15 protein-coding genes are annotated in these 18,626 nt (G+C 61.3%); 8 read left to right on the top strand and 7 right to left on the bottom strand.

Annotated features, from left to right (window positions below):
* Positions 1 to 153: 153 nt before the first annotated feature.
* Both BSP75_RS15375 and argS read right to left on the bottom strand, forming a co-directional pair.
* On the bottom strand, positions 154 to 999 hold the full coding sequence (locus BSP75_RS15375; protein WP_075113759.1) for an SPOR domain-containing protein: 846 nt from the start codon (positions 997 to 999) through the stop codon (positions 154 to 156).
* A 3-nt stretch (positions 1,000 to 1,002) separates the two neighbouring features.
* Positions 1,003 to 2,748 (bottom strand): arginine--tRNA ligase, encoded by a 1,746-nt coding sequence (argS, locus tag BSP75_RS15370; RefSeq protein WP_042059472.1) that lies wholly within the window; start codon positions 2,746 to 2,748, stop codon positions 1,003 to 1,005.
* 311 nt (positions 2,749 to 3,059) lie between these two features.
* Between argS and BSP75_RS15365 the strand changes: the two genes are divergently transcribed.
* The 3 genes from BSP75_RS15365 (at position 3,060) to BSP75_RS15355 (ending at position 5,013) form a co-directional block, all read left to right on the top strand.
* Complete coding sequence (locus BSP75_RS15365) at positions 3,060 to 3,626, top strand: LON peptidase substrate-binding domain-containing protein (protein ID WP_075113758.1); 567 nt, start codon at positions 3,060 to 3,062, stop codon at positions 3,624 to 3,626.
* 141 nt (positions 3,627 to 3,767) lie between these two features.
* Complete coding sequence (locus BSP75_RS15360; RefSeq protein WP_005355542.1) at positions 3,768 to 4,337, top strand: sigma-70 family RNA polymerase sigma factor; 570 nt, start codon at positions 3,768 to 3,770, stop codon at positions 4,335 to 4,337.
* The gene (locus tag BSP75_RS15355; RefSeq protein WP_075113757.1) at positions 4,330 to 5,013 is read left to right on the top strand and encodes a ChrR family anti-sigma-E factor; all 684 of its coding nucleotides are present in this window, start codon (positions 4,330 to 4,332) and stop codon (positions 5,011 to 5,013) included. The genes BSP75_RS15360 and BSP75_RS15355 overlap by 8 nt, the downstream gene beginning before the upstream one ends.
* A 77-nt stretch (positions 5,014 to 5,090) precedes the next feature.
* Here the strand turns inward: BSP75_RS15355 and bacA are convergent, their stop codons facing one another.
* The 5 genes from bacA to galE form a co-directional block, all read right to left on the bottom strand.
* Positions 5,091 to 5,906: an undecaprenyl-diphosphate phosphatase gene (bacA, locus tag BSP75_RS15350; protein WP_075113756.1), complete on the bottom strand. Its 816-nt coding sequence runs from the start codon at positions 5,904 to 5,906 to the stop codon at positions 5,091 to 5,093.
* A 114-nt stretch (positions 5,907 to 6,020) separates the two neighbouring features.
* Positions 6,021 to 7,010, bottom strand: a complete 990-nt coding sequence (gene galM / locus BSP75_RS15345) for a galactose-1-epimerase (protein WP_075113755.1) — start codon at positions 7,008 to 7,010, stop codon at positions 6,021 to 6,023.
* Entirely contained in the window at positions 7,007 to 8,155 is a 1,149-nt protein-coding gene (gene galK / locus BSP75_RS15340) for a galactokinase (protein WP_075113754.1), read from the bottom strand. Before galK ends, galM begins: the two co-directional genes overlap by 4 nt.
* Entirely contained in the window at positions 8,152 to 9,210 is a 1,059-nt protein-coding gene (locus tag BSP75_RS15335) for a UDP-glucose--hexose-1-phosphate uridylyltransferase (RefSeq protein ID WP_075113753.1), read from the bottom strand. The genes galK and BSP75_RS15335 overlap by 4 nt, the downstream gene beginning before the upstream one ends.
* 60 nt (positions 9,211 to 9,270) lie before the next feature.
* Positions 9,271 to 10,284: a UDP-glucose 4-epimerase GalE gene (gene galE, locus BSP75_RS15330; protein ID WP_075113752.1), complete on the bottom strand. Its 1,014-nt coding sequence runs from the start codon at positions 10,282 to 10,284 to the stop codon at positions 9,271 to 9,273.
* Between the two features lie 202 nt (positions 10,285 to 10,486).
* On the opposite strand from galE, the gene BSP75_RS15325 reads away from it, so the two are divergent.
* From BSP75_RS15325 to mglC, 5 genes are all read left to right on the top strand, one after another.
* Entirely contained in the window at positions 10,487 to 11,494 is a 1,008-nt protein-coding gene (locus BSP75_RS15325) for a substrate-binding domain-containing protein (RefSeq protein ID WP_042059491.1), read from the top strand.
* 189 nt (positions 11,495 to 11,683) lie between these two features.
* Complete coding sequence (locus tag BSP75_RS15320; protein ID WP_075113751.1) at positions 11,684 to 14,743, top strand: beta-galactosidase; 3,060 nt, start codon at positions 11,684 to 11,686, stop codon at positions 14,741 to 14,743.
* A 256-nt stretch (positions 14,744 to 14,999) separates the two neighbouring features.
* A complete protein-coding gene (gene mglB / locus BSP75_RS15315; RefSeq protein WP_042059495.1) occupies positions 15,000 to 15,986 on the top strand; it encodes a galactose/glucose ABC transporter substrate-binding protein MglB in 987 nt (328 codons plus the stop codon).
* 52 nt (positions 15,987 to 16,038) lie between these two features.
* Positions 16,039 to 17,559, top strand: a complete 1,521-nt coding sequence (mglA, locus tag BSP75_RS15310) for a galactose/methyl galactoside ABC transporter ATP-binding protein MglA (protein WP_075113798.1) — start codon at positions 16,039 to 16,041, stop codon at positions 17,557 to 17,559.
* Positions 17,560 to 17,575: 16 nt separating this feature from the next.
* On the top strand, positions 17,576 to 18,586 hold the full coding sequence (mglC, locus tag BSP75_RS15305; protein WP_075113750.1) for a galactose/methyl galactoside ABC transporter permease MglC: 1,011 nt from the start codon (positions 17,576 to 17,578) through the stop codon (positions 18,584 to 18,586).
* Positions 18,587 to 18,626 lie beyond the last annotated feature (40 nt).

The raw sequence follows: 18,626 nt of genomic DNA, 5'->3' as shown, positions 1-18,626 counted from the left end.
CTGTGCATGGCAAGAAAGATGGGGATGGTAAACGGGCTTTTCAACCCTGCCTTTGGTCGGGATAAACGGGGGGAGCAAACAGGGTGGATGCGCGTGGCACCAAAAGAACAGGGCCGAGTGTTGCCACCCGGCCCTGCGTCATCGGTAAGCGGATTACCCTTTCTTGGGAATGCAGCCGCTGATGCCGGAGCTCTGCAGCTTGCTGTTGGCCGCGTCGGCGGCCGCCTTGCCGTTGAAGGGGCCCACCATCACCTTGTAGACGGTGCCGTTGGCGCCATTGATCACCTGCAGGCTGGAAGAGAGGCCGGCGGTGAAGGCGATACGAGCCTTGAGCGACTCTGCAGAATCCTGCGAGCGCAGGGCGGCGCACTGCATCATGTAGCGACCACTGTCGGCGGCTGCGGTCTGGGCTGGCGGGGTGGCCGCTTTAGCCTTGGCCGCTTCGGCGCGCTCCCGTTCCAGCTCGGCGCGGATCTCCCGCTCCATCCGTTCCCGTTCGGCCTTGCGGTCGATCGCCTGCTCTTGCGCGTTGGCAACCGGTGCACCCGAGGTAGCAGGGGTGGTCGCCGGATTGGGCTGATAGGGCTTGGGCTGGCCGATGGGCGTTCCCGGTTGGGGAATGTCGGTCGGCACCGGCTGCGGCAGTTTTTCCGGCTGCAGGGTCATGGTATCTGCCGGTGGCGGCGGCAGCACACCCGGCTGGGTCGGCGGCTCTATGATATCGACCTGCTTGTTTTCAAGCCGTTCGATGTAGCTCCACTTCTCCTGAGGCAGCCCGTTATTCTGCGCTTTTGGCTTGTTGGCCTTTACCTGCTCCTCAATGGTGGGGGCATCGTTGCCCTTGCCATTGATCATGTAAAGGAAGCCACCAAAGCCTGCCAGCAGTGCCACCACCAGCAGCACTGGAATAACAGGAAAGCGGCGAGGGGCCGCTTTCTTGGTATTGCGGCCACCCGCCCGACGTCGCGGGCGGCTGCCGACATAATCCCGGGTTGCCATCTATTACATGCGCTCCAGGGTATGGATGCCCAGTACGCCGAGGCCCAGTTTCAGCACCTTGGCGGTGGCGGCGCACAGCAGCAGACGGCTCTGACGGGTTGCTTCGTCCACGCCATCCTTGTTGATCGGGCAGGCTTCATAGAAGGTCATGAAGTTGCCGGACAACTCGTACAGGTAGGTACAGAGCAGGTGCGGCATGCCTTTGTCTGCCACGCCGTTGACCGCGTCGGAGAACTGGATCAGCTTCTGGGCCAGCACCTCTTCGGCCTCTTCGTTCAGGGTCACGTTGCCGGTCAGCGTCTCGGCATCAATGTTGGCCTTGCGGAAGATGGACTGGATACGGGTGTAGGCATACTGCAGGTAAGGGGCAGTGTTGCCTTCAAACGACAGCATCATGTCCCAGTCGAAGATGTAGTCGGTGGTACGGTTCTTGGAGAGATCCGCATACTTCACCGCACCCATGGCGATGGCGTTGACCACGTTGGCCTTCTCTTCGGCGGAGAGGTCGCTGTTGCGGCTCTCCAGCAGCGCAGCGGCGCGCTCTTCGGCCTCGTTCAGCAGATCAACCAGCTTGACGGTGCCACCGGAGCGGGTCTTGTAGGGACGACCATCCTTGCCCAGCATCATGCCGAAGGCGTGGTGCTCGAGCGGTACGGATTCCGGCACATAGCCCGCCTTGCGGGTGATGGTCCAGGCCTGCATCAGGTGCTGGTGCTGACGGGAGTCGATGAAGTACATGACACGGTCGGCGCCCAGGGTTTCGTAACGGTATTTGGCACAGGCAATGTCGGTGGTGGTGTAGAGGAAACCGCCATCGCTCTTCTGGATGATGACGCCCATGGCCTCGCCATCCTTGTTCTTGAACTCGTCCAGGAAGACCACGGTGGCGCCTTCGCTCTCGACCGCCAGCCCCTTGGCTTTCAGGTCGGCCACGATCTCCGGCAGCATGTCGTTGTACATGGACTCGCCCATGATGTCCTTGTTGGTCAGGGAAACATTCAGGCGGTCGTAGTTGATCTGGTTCTGTTCCATGGTCATGTCGACCAGCTTTTTCCACATGGTACGGCAGTACTCATCGCCGCCCTGCAGCTTGACCACGTAGTTACGGGCGCGCTCGGCGAAGGCTTCGTCTTCGTCGTAGCAACGCTTGGCCTGGGTGTAGAAGGCTTCCAGATCTTTGAGCGCCATGTCGCTGGCGTGCTCGTTGGACATCTTCTCCAGATAGGCGATCAGCATGCCGAACTGGGTGCCCCAGTCGCCGATGTGGTTGGCGCGGATCACTTTATGACCGAGGAACTCCAGCGCACGCGCAGCCACGTCACCGAGTACGGTGGAGCGGATGTGGTGTACCGCCATCTCTTTGGCCACGTTGGGGGCGGAGTAGTCCACCACCACGGTCTGCGGGGTCGGCAGCTTCACGTTGGCGTTGGCAGAGGTCACCATGGCCTCGACCTGACCGGCCAGCCAGCGCTGGTCGAAGAAGAAGTTGATGAAGCCGGGACCGGCGATCTCGACCTTGGCGATCAGGTCGGAGGCGGGCAGGTGCTCGATGATGGCCGCTGCCAGCTCACGGGGATTCTTGCGGGCCGGTTTGGCCAGCAGCATGGCCAGGTTGGTAGCCAGGTCGCCGTGAGCTTTTTCCTTGCATCGGTCTACTTGCACGCGGGCTTCCAGGTCCGCCGGCAGGACGCCTGCTGACTTGAGATTGGCTACCGTTTGTTCAAGTAGATGATGAATATGCTCTTTCATAACTGACCACCAAGGTTGCGCGTCGAAAAATGACTGATATATAAGGGCGTGAATTTTACCCGCATCGGCCCGAGAAAACTATAGGGATGACCCGCCGCTCGCTGTCGGGCGGATATTTCACTGCGTTTGGCGCCATATTCCAGAATATTGGGCGGAAATTATGGTGCTTATCCATTTCTACTGCATATCGAAGCGGCTTGTCCAGGCTATTTTCCCCTGATTGTTAAGGGTTTTTCCTTTCCCGATGACGGGAATGATCTCCTCCCTCTGGCCCGGCGTATCAACAGAGGTTCCCAACCGAGGAGTTTGCGATGCGACTGGCGCTGTTTCCCCTATCTGCCCACCTGCTGCCCGGCGGCATCATGCCGCTGCGGATCTTCGAACCGAGATACCAGCGGATGATCGCCGAGGCGGGGGAGTCCGGCTTCGCCCTCTGCATGGTGGACCCTCGCCAGCCCGACGCCCTGCGCAACATGCTGCCCATCGCCACTCGGGTCACCATCATCGATTTCGACCGGCTGCCGGATGGCATGCTCGGGATCACGGTGCAGGGGATGGAGCGGGTGCAGATAGAGGATCTGTGGCAGGAGCAGGACGGCCTGCGCATCGGCGAGGTGACGCCGCTGACGGCCTGGCCGCCCCGGCGGCTCCATCCCGATCAGCTGCCGCTGGTCGAGGCGCTGCGGGAGGTATTTGCCGACTATCCCGACTACGCCGCCCTCTATCCCGCGCCCCGCTGGGACGATGGCAACTGGGTGGCCCAGCGCTGGCTGGAGGTGCTGCCGATCCCGCCCGAACAGAAGCAACTGCTGCTGGCCGCGGCCGACAATCAGCCTGCCATCACCCTGCTCAAGGGAGTGCTGGTGGCCAGCCACTGATTTTTTCCTGACCTGCTGATCCGCCAGCGCCGCAGCGCCGTACAAGTCATTACCACAGCATGTTCGACAGCACACCAAAGGGATGGCGCAATGGCATATACTGGCCAACCACACTCGACCATACGCAGGACCTCGCCCGTGATGGATAACCCGGATGGCGACCTCAAATCTCTGCTGATCAGGGTGGCAGAGCAGGCCGACAAGGCTGCTTTTGCCCGCCTGTTCCAACACTTTGCGCCGCGTATTCGCAGCTACGGCCTGCGCCACCTCGGCAGCGAAGCCAACGCCATGGAGTTGGTGCAGGAGACCATGCTGCTGGTGTGGCAGAAGGCGCGCCTCTACCACCCCGAGAAGGGAGCGCCGACCACCTGGATCTATACCGTGATGCGCAACCAGTGCTTCGACATGCTGCGCCGTCGTCGCGCCAGCAAGGAGGATCTCTGTGCCGAGGAGCTGTGGCCAGTGCTGGAGTTTCAGGCCGAAGAGGAGCACCTGAGCGGGGGGGAAGATGCGGTGCTGACCCGTCAGATGGCCCATTATCTGGGCACCCTGCCGGAGCCGCAACAGCAGGTGGTGCGCGGCATCTATCTGCAGGAGTTCTCCCAGCAGGAGCTGGCGGAGCGACTCGGCGTGCCGCTCGGTACCATCAAGTCCCGCCTCCGGCTGGCGTTACAGAAACTGAAAGAGCAAGTGGAGCAAGGCCATGATTAAAGCCCATCCGACCGACCCTATGCTGTGCGCCTTCGCCGCCGACGAGCTGCCTCTGCCACTGGCGGTGGGGCTCTCCGCCCACTGTGAACTCTGCCCCGATTGCGCTGCCCGACTGAAAACATTCGAAGAGGAGTTGGCGCAGCAATATCTTGCCGCGCCAGCAGAGCCCGAGCTGGCTCCCCGCGATGACGTGGCGCTGGACGCCGGATTCGACGCCATGCTGGCGGATATTCTGGCGCAGCCGCTGTCCGAGCCAACACATGACCAGCCCCGAGCCCAGTCCGGCGAGCTGGAGGTGGCCGGTCACGCCTACCGCTTGCCACGGGTGCTGGCCCGCTACCGTTCACCCAAGTGGCGCCATATCGGGGCCATTCGCCAGCAGAGTTTGCCGCTCGATGAGATGGGGGCCCGCGCCAGCCTGCTCCATATCGAGGCCGGTGGCCGCATCCCCGAGCACACCCATCAGGGCTATGAGCTGACCCTGCTGCTGGCGGGCACTATCGAGGATGGCGATACCCTTTACAAGGCGGGGGATTTTATCTGGCGCGATGCCAGCCACTCCCACAGTCCGCACACGCCGGATGGCTGCCTCTGCTACACGGTGCAGGATGCGCCGGTGCAGTTCACTAAGGGGCTGTCGCGGCTGCTGAACGGCATCAGCCAGCACCTCTACTGAGCTCAACCTCTCCATAGATTCGCCATAGAAAAAGGGACCAGATTGGTCCCTTTTGTCATTTCATTGCTGGCTGGCGGTCAGGCGACAAACACCAGATAGACGGCGAACGCCACGATAAAGCGGTAGATGGCGAACGGGATGAAGTCGAGACGACGGATTAGCGCCAGGAAGGTCTTGATGGCAAACATGGCCACCACGAAGGCGGTGATAAAGCCCACCGCAAACATCGGGAAGTCAGCCATGGAGAGAAAGTCACGGCTCTTGTAGAGATCCAGACCGCTGGCCGCCATCATCATGGGTACCGCCATGATGAAGGAGAACTCGGCCGCTGCATGACGGCTGATCCCCATCAACATGCCACCACTGATGGTGGCGCCGGAGCGGGAGAAGCCGGGCCACAGTGCCAGACACTGGAACAGACCGATACCGAACGCCTGTTTGTAGCTGATGTCATCCAGGGTTTCGGCGCTGACGGCAGGGCGGAACTTCTCGGCGATGATCAGCAGGATGCCCCCCGCGATCAACGCGTACATCACTGTCTCTGGCCCGAACAGATGGGCCTTGATCCAGCTGTGTACGGCGAGGCCGACCACGATGGCGGGCAGCATGCCGAGGATGACGTGGATCAGCGACAGGGTGGCATGATCATGAGAGGGCTTCTGGCCAAAGTGGATTCCAATCAGGCCAAACAGGCGGCGCCAGAACACGGCGACCACGGCGAGGATGGAGCCAAGCTGGATCACCACTTCGAAGGTGGCGGCCTTGGGCCCTTCAAAGCCCAACAGATGGCCGACGATGATCATGTGGCCGGTGGAGGAGACGGGGAGGAACTCGGTCAGCCCCTCGACGACGCCCAGAATAAAGGCGACCAGCAGGCTATAAGTGTCAGTCATCGAACAAACAATCCTTACTTCGTTGATGTAAAAACGCCCCGGAAGGGTCTCGGGGCGGCTTATCTTGCTCGATTGTGACTGCTGAGGCTATGTAAAAATCATGAAACCTTTAAGTCAGTCGCGGATAAAACGGTAGCGGGTCTGGTGGTGATAACGCTCGCCCGGCAGCAGCCAGGGGTTGCCCAGCTCGGGGCGATTGGGGCTGTCCGGCAGCTGTTGCGCCTCAAGACAGAAGCCGTCGTGATCCCGGTGCGACCGGCCGCTACGGTTCGGGGTGTTGGCCAGCCAGTTGCCGGTGTAAAACTGCAGCGAAGGCTGGTTGGTGTAGACCTCCATTGCTAGCTGGCGATCCCCCGAGACCACCCGTGCTGCACACTCGGCAGCCGGTCCGTTGAGCACAAACGCGTGATCGTACCCCTTGGCCTGTTGCTGCTGGGGATGGCTCAGCCAATCCTGGCCGATAAGGCGTTCGCGGCGCAGATCGAACGACCCCTCCACCGGGGTGATGGCAATCGGCAGACCGCTCGGATCGGTGGGCAGGAAGTGATCGGCGTTAAGACTGATGAGGTGGTCACGCACATCGCCACCGTCCGGGTTCTCATCGAGATTGAAGTAGGCGTGGCTGGTGAGGCTGACCGGGGTCGGCGCATCCGTGCTGGCGACAAAATCGATCACCAGATCGCTCTGCTCCAACCGATACTCCAGCGTTACCCGAAGATTGCCGGGAAAGCCCTGATCCCCACTACGGGAGAGCAACACCAGCTTGACCCGATCCGCCTCCAGCTCCTTGATTTGCCACTGCTGGCGATGAAAGCCTGCCTGTCCGCCGTGCAGGCAGTTGGGCGCCTGATTGGCATCCAGCTGCCAGTGTTCGCCATCGCGCACCAGCTCGGCGCCGCCAATGCGGTTGGCAAAGCGGCCCGCCACCGCACTCAGCCACACCTGCTGGGTGGGATAGGTGTCGTCGGCGCAGCCCAGCAGCACTTCACGGCGCAGGCCCGCCACCGGCAGAGTGAGGGAAGTGAGGGTGGCGCCGAAATCGAGGCCGCGCAGCCGCAGCCCCTCTTCATTTTCCAGCTCGAATGGGGTCATGGCATCGATCATAGTTTGCCTGCACCGGCGCTGGCAGAGCAGACGTAGCAGTCGGCCTTGAGGCCCGAGATGGCCGGATACTCCGCCTCGACAGCGGCAATCACCTCGGCCACCTTCTCCGGGCGCAGCAGGGCGACCACGCAGCCGCCGAAGCCGCCACCGGTCATCCGCACGCCGCCATCTGTGCCAATCCTGGCCTTGATGATCTCCACCAGACCGTCGATGGCGGGCACGGTGATCTCGAAGTCATCGCGCATGGCGGCGTGCGACTCGGCCATCAGTTCGCCGAGGCGGGTCAGATCGTAGCTCGCCAGCGCATCGGCGGCCGCCAGGGTGCGGGCGTTTTCACCGACGATGTGGCGGGCACGGCGGTAGCAGGCATCATCCAGCCCGGCCTTGCCCGCTTCCAGTCCGGTCAGGTCGAGGTCGCGCAGCGCCTTGACCCCGTAGTGACGGGCGGCGGCCTCGCACTGCTGACGGCGGGTGTTGTATTCGCTGTCCACCAGACCGCGGCGCACATTGGAGTTGACGATCAGCACCGCCAGATCCGCCGGCATGGGGATGAGGCGGGTCTCCAGCGAGCGGCAGTCGAGCAGCAGGGCGTGATCGGTTTTGCCGCTGGCAGAGATCATCTGGTCCATGATGCCGCAGTTGCAGCCGACGAACTTGTTCTCCGCCTGCTGGCCGTTGAGGGCGATCTCCGCCTGGCTGATGTCGAGCCCCAGCGCCTCCTTGAAGGCCTGACCGATGGCCACCTCCAGCGAGGCGGAAGAGGAGAGGCCAGCTCCCTGCGGCACGTTGCCAGAGACCACCAGATCGAGGCCGCGCAGGGCATAACCACGTTCCTGCAGATATTTCACCACGCCGCGGATGTAGTCGCTCCAGCGCTGGTCGGCGTGGTGCTCGATGGGCTGGCCGAGGTCGAACTGGTCGCGCTGGTTGTCGTAGTCGGCGGCGATCACCTGCACTTGCTGGTCATCGCGCAGGCCGATGGCGACGCAGGTCTCGTAGTCGATGGCGCAGGGCAGCACGAAGCCGTCGTTGTAGTCGGTATGTTCACCGATGAGGTTGACGCGACCGGGGGCGCGCACCAGCAGATCGGGCGCTTTGGCAAATTGCTCAGCAAAAACGGTGCTGACGCGTTGGCTGGGGGTCATAGGGCCTCCTCATTGGTGTGGCTGGTCTGGGTGTAGTGAATGGGGCTCAGGGCACGCAGCCGTTCGGCGGCTTGCTCGGGGGTAAGGTCGCGCTGGGTCTCGGCCAGCATCTCGAAGCCGACCATGAATTTGCGCACGGTGGCGGAGCGCAGCAGGGGCGGATAGAAGTGGGCGTGTAACTGCCACGCCTCGGGGCACTCCGATTTGGGCGGTGCAAAGTGCCAGCCCATGGAGTAGGGGAAGCTGCACTCGAACAGGTTGTCGTAGCGGCTGGTGAGCTCCTTGAGCGCCACCGCCAGATCCTGCTGCTGAGCCTGGGTCAGATTGAGCATGGAGGGGACGTGCGCCTTGGGCAGCAGCAGGGTTTCGAACGGCCAGGCGGCCCAGAAGGGAACTACGGCGAGCCAGTGCTCGGTCTCTACCACGATGCGCGAGCGATCCGCCAGCTCCCGCTCCACATACTCCAGCAGCATGGGGCGGCCGTGCTCGGCCAGCCAGTCGCGCTGGTGCTGCTCTTCGCGGGCGATCTCGTTGGGCAGGAAGTCGCTGCCCCAGATCTGGCCGTGGGGGTGCGGGTTGGAGCAGCCCATGACGGCCCCTTTGTTTTCAAATACCTGCACCCACTCCCACTGGGCTGACAGCTCGGCGACCTGATCCATCCAGGTGGTGATCACCCCTTCGATGGCGGGCAGCGGCAGCTCGGGCAGGGTCTTGCCGTGATCCGGCGAGAAGCAGATGACCCGGCTGGTGCCACGGGCGGCTTCCAGCTTGAGCAGGGGGTCGCCTGCGTTGTCGGCGGCCGGGGTGTCCTGCATCAGGGCGGCGAAGTCGTTGGTAAAAACGAAGGTGCCCTTGTAGTCGGGGTTGATATCACCGGTGACCCGGGTATTGCCGGCACAGAGGAAGCAGTCGGGATCGTGGGCCTGTTTGGGGGCCTGACTCACCTTCTCCACCTGCCCCTGCCAGGGGCGTTTGGCCCGGTGGGGTGAGACCAGCACATACTGGCCAGTCAGCGGGTTGAAGCGGCGATGGGGATGATCGACGGGGTTGAACATCATCTCTCCTGAATAAGATATGGAAAATTAAAGTCGTTTATTTAAGGGGAGCAGGCAGGCCTACTCCTCGTAACCGTTCGGATTGGCGGATTGCCAGCGCCAGCTGTCGGCGCACATGACGTCGATGTTGCGGGTCGCCTGCCAGCCCAGCTCACGCTCGGCCTTGGCCGGATCGGCCCAGCAGGCGGCGATGTCGCCCGGGCGACGCGGTTCGATGCAAAATGGCAGCGGCTTACCACAGGCGGCAGAGAAGGCGGCGACCAGCTGCAACACGCTCTGGCCCTGACCGGTGCCCAGGTTGTAGGTGTGCACGCCACCCTTGCCAACGCAGTGCTGCAGCGCCTTGACGTGCCCTTCGGCGAGATCCATCACGTGGATGTAGTCGCGCACGCCGGTGCCGTCCGGGGTGGGGTAATCGTTTCCAAAGACCGAGAGGCAGTCGCGACGGCCGATGGCGACCTGGGTGATATAGGGCATCAGGTTGTTGGGGATACCTTGTGGGTCTTCACCCATGGTGCCCGATTCATGGGCGCCAACCGGATTGAAGTAGCGCAGCAGGGTCATGCTCCAGTGCGGTTCGGCCAGCTGCAGATCCTCGAGGATCTCCTCGATGATCAGCTTGGATCGCCCGTAGGGGTTGGTGGCGCTGCGGGGGAAATCCTCGCGGATCGGCAGGCTGGCGGGATCGCCGTAGACGGTCGCCGAGGAGCTGAACACCAGATTGTGCACGCCAGCGCGCTTCATCGCCTGCAGCAGGGTGAGGGTGCCGCCGAGGTTGTTCTCGTAGTAATCCAGTGGAATGCGGGTCGATTCACCGACCGCTTTGAGGGCGGCAAAGTGGATCACTGCGTCGATCTGCTGTTCGGCAAAGATCCTGTCCAGCAGCGCTGCATCGCGAATATCCCCTTGATAGAACACGGGTTGCTGGCCGCTGATGGCGGCGATTCGGGCCAGCACGCTGCGCTTGCTGTTGCCGAGGTTGTCGACTACCACGGGATTCATGCCTGCCGCTTGCAGGGCCAGACAGGTGTGGCTGCCGATATATCCGCAACCGCCGGTGACCAGAACGTTCATCTTGCTCTCCACTGAAAAAGTGTCTGGAAGGAGTCTAGCCGAGGGTGTGGCGACCAAACTGTGAGCTTGCTTGCAAAACAGTGTAAACGATTACACTGTTTTTGTGATTATCCTGACAGCAGATATTTATTTCACCCCTGTTTTCAATGGGTTTGCTGGGTATAATGGCGCTCTATCGCACAGTGAAAGAAGTGAAAACAGCATGAGCACCATCAAGGATGTCGCCCGTTTGGCCAATGTGTCGGTGGCAACGGTTTCACGGGTGATGAACAACTCCCCCAAGGCCAGCGCCGCGTCTCGTGAAGTGGTGCAGAAGGCCATGGCCGAACTGGGCTACACCCCTAACGCCAACGCGCGGGCACTGGTCAGCCAGACCTGCGACACCATGGGTGTGGTGGTCGGTGACGTGGCGGATCCCTTCTTCGGTGCATTGGTGAAGGGGGTCTCCGGCATCGCCGTCGAGCAGAACCTCCACCTGCTGATGGGTAACGGTTTTCACAAGGCGCGTCAGGAGCGTGAAGCGATCGAGCTGCTGATCGGCAAACGCTGTGAGGCGCTGGTGGTGCACAGCAAGGCGCTAAGCGACGAGGAACTGTGCGATTACGCCATGCGGGTGCCCGGTATGGTGCTGATCAACCGCGATATTCCGGCCCTCAGAGGGCGCTGCATCGCCCTCAACAACCGGCTGGGTGCCGCCACGGCGACCCGCCATCTGATCGAGCTGGGCCACCGCCATATCGCCTTTATCAGCTCGGATCACGCCATCGAGGATGCCACCTTGCGCCTGCAGGGTTATCAGGATGGGCTGATGGAGGCTGGGCTGGCAGCCGATCCCGAGCTTATCGAGAGCGGCACCCCGAACGAGGAGGGGGGCGAGCGAGCCATGCTCAACTTGCTGGCCAAGGGGCTCAAGGTGACCGCCGTGGTTGCCTATAACGATGCCATGGCGGCTGGCGCCATCTCAGTGCTGGCGGACAACGGCCTGCGAGTGCCGGAGGAGGTATCGGTGGTGGGCTTCGATGACATCATCTATGCCAGATATTTGCGCCCCAAGCTTTCCACCATGCGCTATCCCATCGAGCTGATGGCGGCCCAGGCGGCCAAGCTGGCTATTCAGCTGGCGGCGGGGGAGAGTGAAGCGACCCAAAGCCGGATCTATACCCCCACCCTGATCAATCGCCACTCGGTTGCACCGGTTCGGGCCGGATAGCCCCCTTTTGTGGCCCTGTTCGGGGCCGTTTCTTGCACAATTATTGTTTTACCTATTTTTAATCATTTTTACTCCGCTTGACTTAACAAATTCAGTGTAATCGTTTACATATATGTGAGCGAGATCGCCGTTCCCTGCGTCATACTTCTCTAGACTGAATACGTTTTCCAATCAGCAGGGAGAGAGTGAATGCTCAGGGAGATAGTGGCGCGTCAGGATTGGCAGACTCAGGCTATTACGTCGGTAAACCGGCTGGCTGCTCATACCCCCATGTTCAGCTGGCGCAGCGAAGCGGATGCCAGAGGTGATTTGGCCTCTTCCTCCCGTCTCTTGCTCGATGGCGAGTGGCGCTTCTCCTTCTTTGCCGCCCCCGAGCGGGTGCCCGAGAGCTGGTTGGCGCAGGATCTGGCGGATGCCACTCCCATTACCGTGCCGGGTAACTGGCAGCTGGATGCCGCCTATCCGGCTGCGCGGCCGCTCACCGATGGCCCCATCTACACCAATATCAAGTACCCCTTTCCCTGCGATCCGCCCCGGGTGCCTTCAGAGAACCCCACCGGTTGCTACTCCCGCGAGTTCGATCTGCCCGCCGAGTGGCTGGCCAGCGGCCAGAGCCGGATCATCTTTGACGGGGTGAGCAGCGCCTTCTATCTCTTCTGCAACGGCCGCTGGGTCGGTTACTCCCAGGACAGCCGCCTGCCCGCCGAGTTCGATCTGACCTCGTACCTGCACGCCGGTCGAAACCGGCTGGCGGTGCTGGTGCTGCGCTGGTCCGATGGTTCCTATCTGGAAGATCAGGATATGTGGTGGCTGTCGGGGATCTTCCGCTCCGTCAGCCTGCTGCACAAACCGGCCCGCCATCTGATGGATATGCGGGTGACCCCCGAGCTGGATGCCTGCTATCGGGATGGCCGTCTCAAGATTGCACTGCAGGCGGCCAATGCGACCGGTCTGTCGGTAGAGGCCAATCTCTATGGCGGCGGCGAGCGGGTCGCGACCCTGCGCCAGCCGATCGGCACCCAGGCCATTGACGAAAAAGGGGCTTATGACGATCGCGCCGAGCTGTGGCTCGATGTAGCTGCGCCGCGCAAGTGGAGCGCCGAGACGCCCCATCTCTATCGTCTGACCCTGACCTTGCTGGACGAGCAGGGCCAGGCCATCGAGAGCGAAGCGTGCGATGTGGGCTTCCGGGTGGTGGAGATCCGTGGCGGCCTGCTGCGGGTCAACGGTCAGCCGCTGCTTGTTCGCGGTGCCAACCGTCATGAACACCATCCCGCCAAGGGTTATGCCATCGATCGCTCCACCATGGAGCGGGATCTGCTGCTGATGAAGCGGCACAATTTCAATGCGGTGCGCTGCTCCCACTATCCCAACCACCCCGATTTTTATCGCCTGTGCGACCGGCTCGGCCTCTATGTGGTGGACGAGGCGAATCTGGAGACCCACGGCATGACCCCCATGGGGCGGCTGTCACGGGATCCCGCCTGGAGCAACGCCTTTCTGGAGCGGGCGACCCGTATGGTGGCACGGGATTTCAACCACCCCTCGATCATCATCTGGTCGCTCGGCAACGAGTCGGGTTACGGCCCGGCCCACGATGCCATGTATGGCTGGATCAAGCGCAGCGACCCGAGCCGTCCGGTGCAGTACGAGGGGGGCGGGGCCGATACCCCGGCCACCGACATCATCTGCCCCATGTATGCCAGAACCCATCAGGATCAACCCTTCCCGGCGGTGCCCAAGTGGGCGCTGGCCAAGTGGATCGGCCTGCCCGGCGAGCACCGGCCGCTGATCCTCTGCGAATATGCCCACGCCATGGGCAACAGTCTGGGGGGCTACGCCCACTACTGGCAGGCGTTTCGCGATCATCCACGTCTGCAAGGCGGGTTTGTCTGGGATTGGGTCGATCAGGGGCTCGACAAATACACCGCCGATGGCCGCCACTACTGGGGCTATGGCGGCGATTTTGGCGATCTGCAAAACGATCGCCAGTTCTGCTGCAACGGCCTGTTGTTCCCGGATCGCACCCCCCATCCCGCCCTGTGCGAGGCGAAGCGTGCCCAGCAGCCGTTCCGCTTCACTCTGCTTGAGCACACCCCGCTGCGGGTACGGATCGAGAGCGAATACCTGTTCCGGGAAACCGATAACGAGCGGCTGTGCTGGCAGCTGTGCGAGAACGGCCATGTGCAGCAGCAGGGGGAGGTTTCCCTCACACTGGCGCCGCAAGGGGCGGTCGAGTTGACCCTGAGCGAGACGCTGCCCGCCTTTGCGGCAGGCTCACTGGCCTGGCTCGATCTGGCCATCGTTCAGCCACAGGCCACCCTCTGGTCGCAGGCGGATCACAAGGTCGCCCGTCAGCAGTTCACCCTGCCGACCCCCCTTGCTCTGCCTGTTCCTGCCGCTGCCGCCACCCTGAGCGAGCAGCCGGATGGCTGGCGGATCACTGCCGCAAACAGCCAGTGGTGGCTCGACAAGCAGAGCGGTCGCATCACCAGTTGGCAAAAATCGGGGCAGGAGCAGCTGCTGGCGCCAATCATGGATCACTTCTACCGCGCGCCGCTGGACAACGACATCGGCACCAGCGAAGCGGATCACGCCGACCCTGGCTCCTGGATTGCTCGCTGGCAGGGCTGTGGCCTCGGTCAGTGGCAACACCGCTGTTTGGGGATCTCGGTCGCCGGAGCGGATATCCGGGTCAGTCACGGCTACTTCCACCACGATGAGCTGCTGCTGGTGAGTCACTGGCATCACCGCTTTGCCGACGACGGCACCATGAGCCTGGAGATAGAGACCGAGCTGGCGCAGGCGTTGCCGTCGCTGCCGCGGATCGGTCTGCTGCTCCATCTGGCCGAGGTGCCGGCGCGAGCCGAATGGCTGGGGCGAGGTCCTCACGAGAACTATCCGGATCGCCTGCTGGGCGCCGATCTGGGTCGCTGGAGTTTGCCGCTGGAGGCCATGCACACCCCTTACATCTTCCCGAGCGACAACGGCTTGCGCTGCGATACCCACCAACTGCAGCTGGGCAGCACGACGGTGAGCGGCACCTTCCATTTCAGCGCCAGCCGCTTCAGTCAGCAACAGCTGGCCGCTGCTCGTCACCAGGGCGATCTGGTGGCCGAAGAGGGGCTGTGGGTCTGCCTCGATGGCGCCCACATGGGGGTGGGCGGCGATGACTCCTGGAGCCAGAGCGTGCGTCCCGAGTATCAGTTGCTGGGGCGCCGTTACCGCTGGGGTTGCACTCTCGGTTGAATCAGTCGGACCGTTTTGACAACAGAGCGATAACGACTAGCCTCTATGCAATGGAATTGTTTGAGTCTCGCATTCGGATTTAATTTTTATGTCATTGATAAATAAAATAAAACACTCAATGTAACAGAGTGTAATCGTTTTCATTTTGTCGTCATGATCACAGAAGAAATGACAACAAACTGATTACATTGACTGGCGCTTGCTCAATTGCTCGCCACCCTACAAACAAACAGATAGATACATCGGAGCACACACAATGAAAAAACTGACGACCGTTGCCGCCCTGCTGATGGGCATGATGGCTGGCGCCAATGCCCAGGCTGACACCCGTATCGGGGTGACCGTCTACAAATACGACGACAACTTCATGGCGGTAGTGCGCAAGGCCATCGAGAAGGAGGCGGCAGCCACTCCGGGTGTGGAGCTGCTGATGAACGACTCCCAGAACGACCAGTCCAAGCAGAACGACCAGATCGACGTGCTGCTGGCCAAAGGGGTGAAGGCGCTGGCCATCAACCTGGTTGACCCGGCAGCGGCGCCGGTGGTGATCGAGAAGGCTCGCGGTGAAGATATCCCGGTGGTCTTCTACAACAAGGAGCCGAGCGCTACCGATCTGGCCAGCTATGACAAGGCCTACTACGTGGGGACCGACTCCAAGGAGTCAGGGATCATCCAGGGTCAGCTGATTGCCAAACACTGGAAAGCCCATCCGGAGTGGGATCTGAACAAGGATGGCGTGATCCAGTTCGTGCTGCTGAAAGGGGAGCCGGGCCACCCGGATGCGGAAGCCCGTACCTCCTACGTGATCAAGACCCTGAACGATGGCGGCGTCAAGACGGATCAGCTGCACATGGATACCGGTATGTGGGATACCGCCATGGCGAAAGACAAGATGGACGCCTGGATCTCCGGCCCCAACGCCAACAAGATCGAAGTGGTCATCGCCAACAACGATGGCATGGCAATGGGCGCGGTCGAGTCACTGAAAGCCCAGGGCAAGAGCAATATCCCGGTATTCGGCGTCGATGCGCTGCCGGAAGCGCTGGCCATGGTCAAGAGCGGTGCCATGGCGGGTACCGTGCTGAACGATGCGGCCAACCAGGCCAAAGCCACCTTCGAGCTGACCAAGAACCTGGCTGAAGGCAAACCGGCCGGTGAAGGAACCAACTGGAAGATCGACAACAAGGTAGTGCGCGTTGCCTACGTTGGTGTGGATAAAGACAACCTGTCCCAATTCGAGTAATTCCCCCTCCAGGGCAAGGGAGATCCCCTTGCCCTTTTTTCAACCAGATGTGATGGCTGATATGACAACACAGCAACAATCAGAATGGCTGTTGGAGATGATTGACGTCAGTAAGAGCTTTCCCGGCGTCAAGGCACTCGATAATGTCAATTTACGGGTCCGTCCTCATTCTGTGCATGCGTTGATGGGCGAGAACGGAGCGGGGAAATCCACCCTGCTCAAGTGCCTGTTCGGCATTTACGAGAAGGATCAGGGCAAGATCTTCTTCAAGGGGCAGGAGATCAACTTCACCTCCTCGAAAGAGGCGCTGGAAAATGGCGTCTCCATGGTGCATCAGGAGCTCAACCTGGTGTTGCAGCGCTCCGTGATGGATAACATGTGGCTCGGCCGCTACCCCACCAGGGGGTGGTTTATCGACCACGGCAAGATGTATGACGACACCAAGCGCATCTTCGATGAGCTCGACATCGACATCGACCCGCGGGTCAAGGTTGCGACCCTGTCGGTCTCCCAGATGCAGATGATCGAGATCGCCAAGGCGTTCTCCTACGACGCCAAGATCGTCATCATGGACGAACCCACCTCCTCGCTGACCGAGAAAGAGGTGAACCACCTCTTCAAGATCATCAACAAGTTGAAGGATAAGGGGTGTGGCATCGTCTACATCTCCCACAAGATGGAAGAGATCTTCCAGCTCTGTGACGAGATCACCATATTGCGGGATGGCCAGTGGGTGGCAACCCAGCCGCTCAAGGGCATGACCATGGATCAGATCATCGGGATGATGGTCGGCCGTGAACTGACCCAGCGCTTCCCGGAAAAAACCAACCAGCCGAAAGAGGTGATCCTCGAGATCGAGCACCTGACGGCGAAGAACCAGCCCTCCATTCAGGATGTGACCTTCAACCTGCACAAGGGGGAGATCCTCGGCATCGCCGGACTGGTGGGGGCCAAGCGCACCGATATCGTCGAGACCCTGTTCGGTATTCGCGATCGCAGCCAGGGCAGCATCAAGCTGCACGGCAAAGAGGTGGCCAACCACAACGCCCACGAAGCGATTCGCAACGGCTTTGCGCTGGTGACGGAAGAGCGCCGCTCCACCGGCATCTATTCGCGGCTCGATATCGCCTTCAACTCCCTGATCGCCAACATGGACAGCTACAAAGGCTCCATGGGGCTGCTCAGCGACAACAAGATGAAGAGCGATACCCAGTGGGTCATCGACTCCATGCGGGTCAAGACGCCGACCCAGCAGACCCAGATCGGTTCCCTCTCCGGGGGCAACCAGCAGAAGGTGATCATCGGTCGCTGGCTGCTGACCCAGCCGGAGATCCTGATGCTCGACGAGCCCACCCGCGGCATCGACGTCGGGGCCAAGTTCGAGATCTATCAGCTCATCCTGGAGCTGGCGAAGAAGGACAAAGGGATCATCATCATCTCGTCAGAGATGCCGGAATTGCTGGGGATCACCGACCGCATCATGGTGATGAGCAATGGCCGGGTCGCCGGGATCGTCAATACCAAAGAAACTGACCAGAGCGAGATACTGCGCCTGGCATCTCTGTACCTCTAGAGACAGGAAGACATTTATGGAGTCGGCTAAAAATTTCAATCTGATGCAGGCGCTCAAGGAAAACGCCATCTATCTGGTGCTGCTGGTGCTGCTCATGGTCATCGTGATTCAGGAGCCATCCTTCCTGAGCCTCACCAACTTCAGCAACATCCTGACCCAGTCCTCGGTGCGGGTCATCATCGCGCTGGGAGTTGCGGGCATCATCATCACCCAGGGGACGGATCTCTCGGCCGGTCGTCAGGTTGGCCTGGCGGCGCTGATTGCGGCGACCATGTTGCAGGCGCTGACCAACGTCAACAAGGTGTTCCCCACGCTGGGGGAGGTGCCCATTCCGGTGGTGATCCTGTTGGTGTGTGCGGTGGGGGCGCTGATCGGGCTGGTTAACGGTCTGATCGTGGCCTATTTGAACGTCACCCCGTTCATTACCACCCTGGGCACCATGATCATCGTCTACGGTATCAACTCCCTCTACTTTGACTCGGTAGGGGCGTCGCCGGTGGCCGGGTTTGATCCCCGCTTCTCCAGTTTCGCCCAGGGCTTTATCCGGATAGGAGGATTCAAGCTCTCGTATCTCACCTTCTATGCGGCCATCGCCAGCGTCTTTGTCTGGGTGCTGTGGAACAAGACCCGCTTTGGCAAAAACATCTTCGCCATCGGTGGCAACCCGGAAGCGGCCAAGGTCTCCGGCGTCAACGTGGCGGTCAATCTGGTGATGATCTATGCGCTGGCGGGGGTGTTCTACGCCTTCGGCGGCATGCTGGAAGCGGGCCGGATCGGTAGCGCCACCAACAACCTCGGCTTCATGTACGAGCTGGATGCCATCGCGGCGTGCGTGGTGGGCGGCGTGTCGTTTGCTGGCGGGGTGGGGACGGTTGCGGGTGTGATCACCGGCGTACTCATTTTCACCCTGATCAACTATGGTTTGACCTATATCGGGGTCAGCCCTTACTGGCAGTTCATCATCAAGGGCGGCATCATCATTCTGGCGGTGGCACTGGATTCCATGAAGTACGCCAAGAAGAAATAACGATTGGCAGGGAGGGTTGGCGCTGCCAGCCCTCTCTTCT

The sequence above is a fragment of the Aeromonas sp. YN13HZO-058 genome (assembly GCF_001921245.1).
Lineage (GTDB): Bacteria > Pseudomonadota > Gammaproteobacteria > Enterobacterales > Aeromonadaceae > Aeromonas > Aeromonas allosaccharophila.
This window is presented reverse-complemented; position numbering and strand designations above follow the sequence as displayed.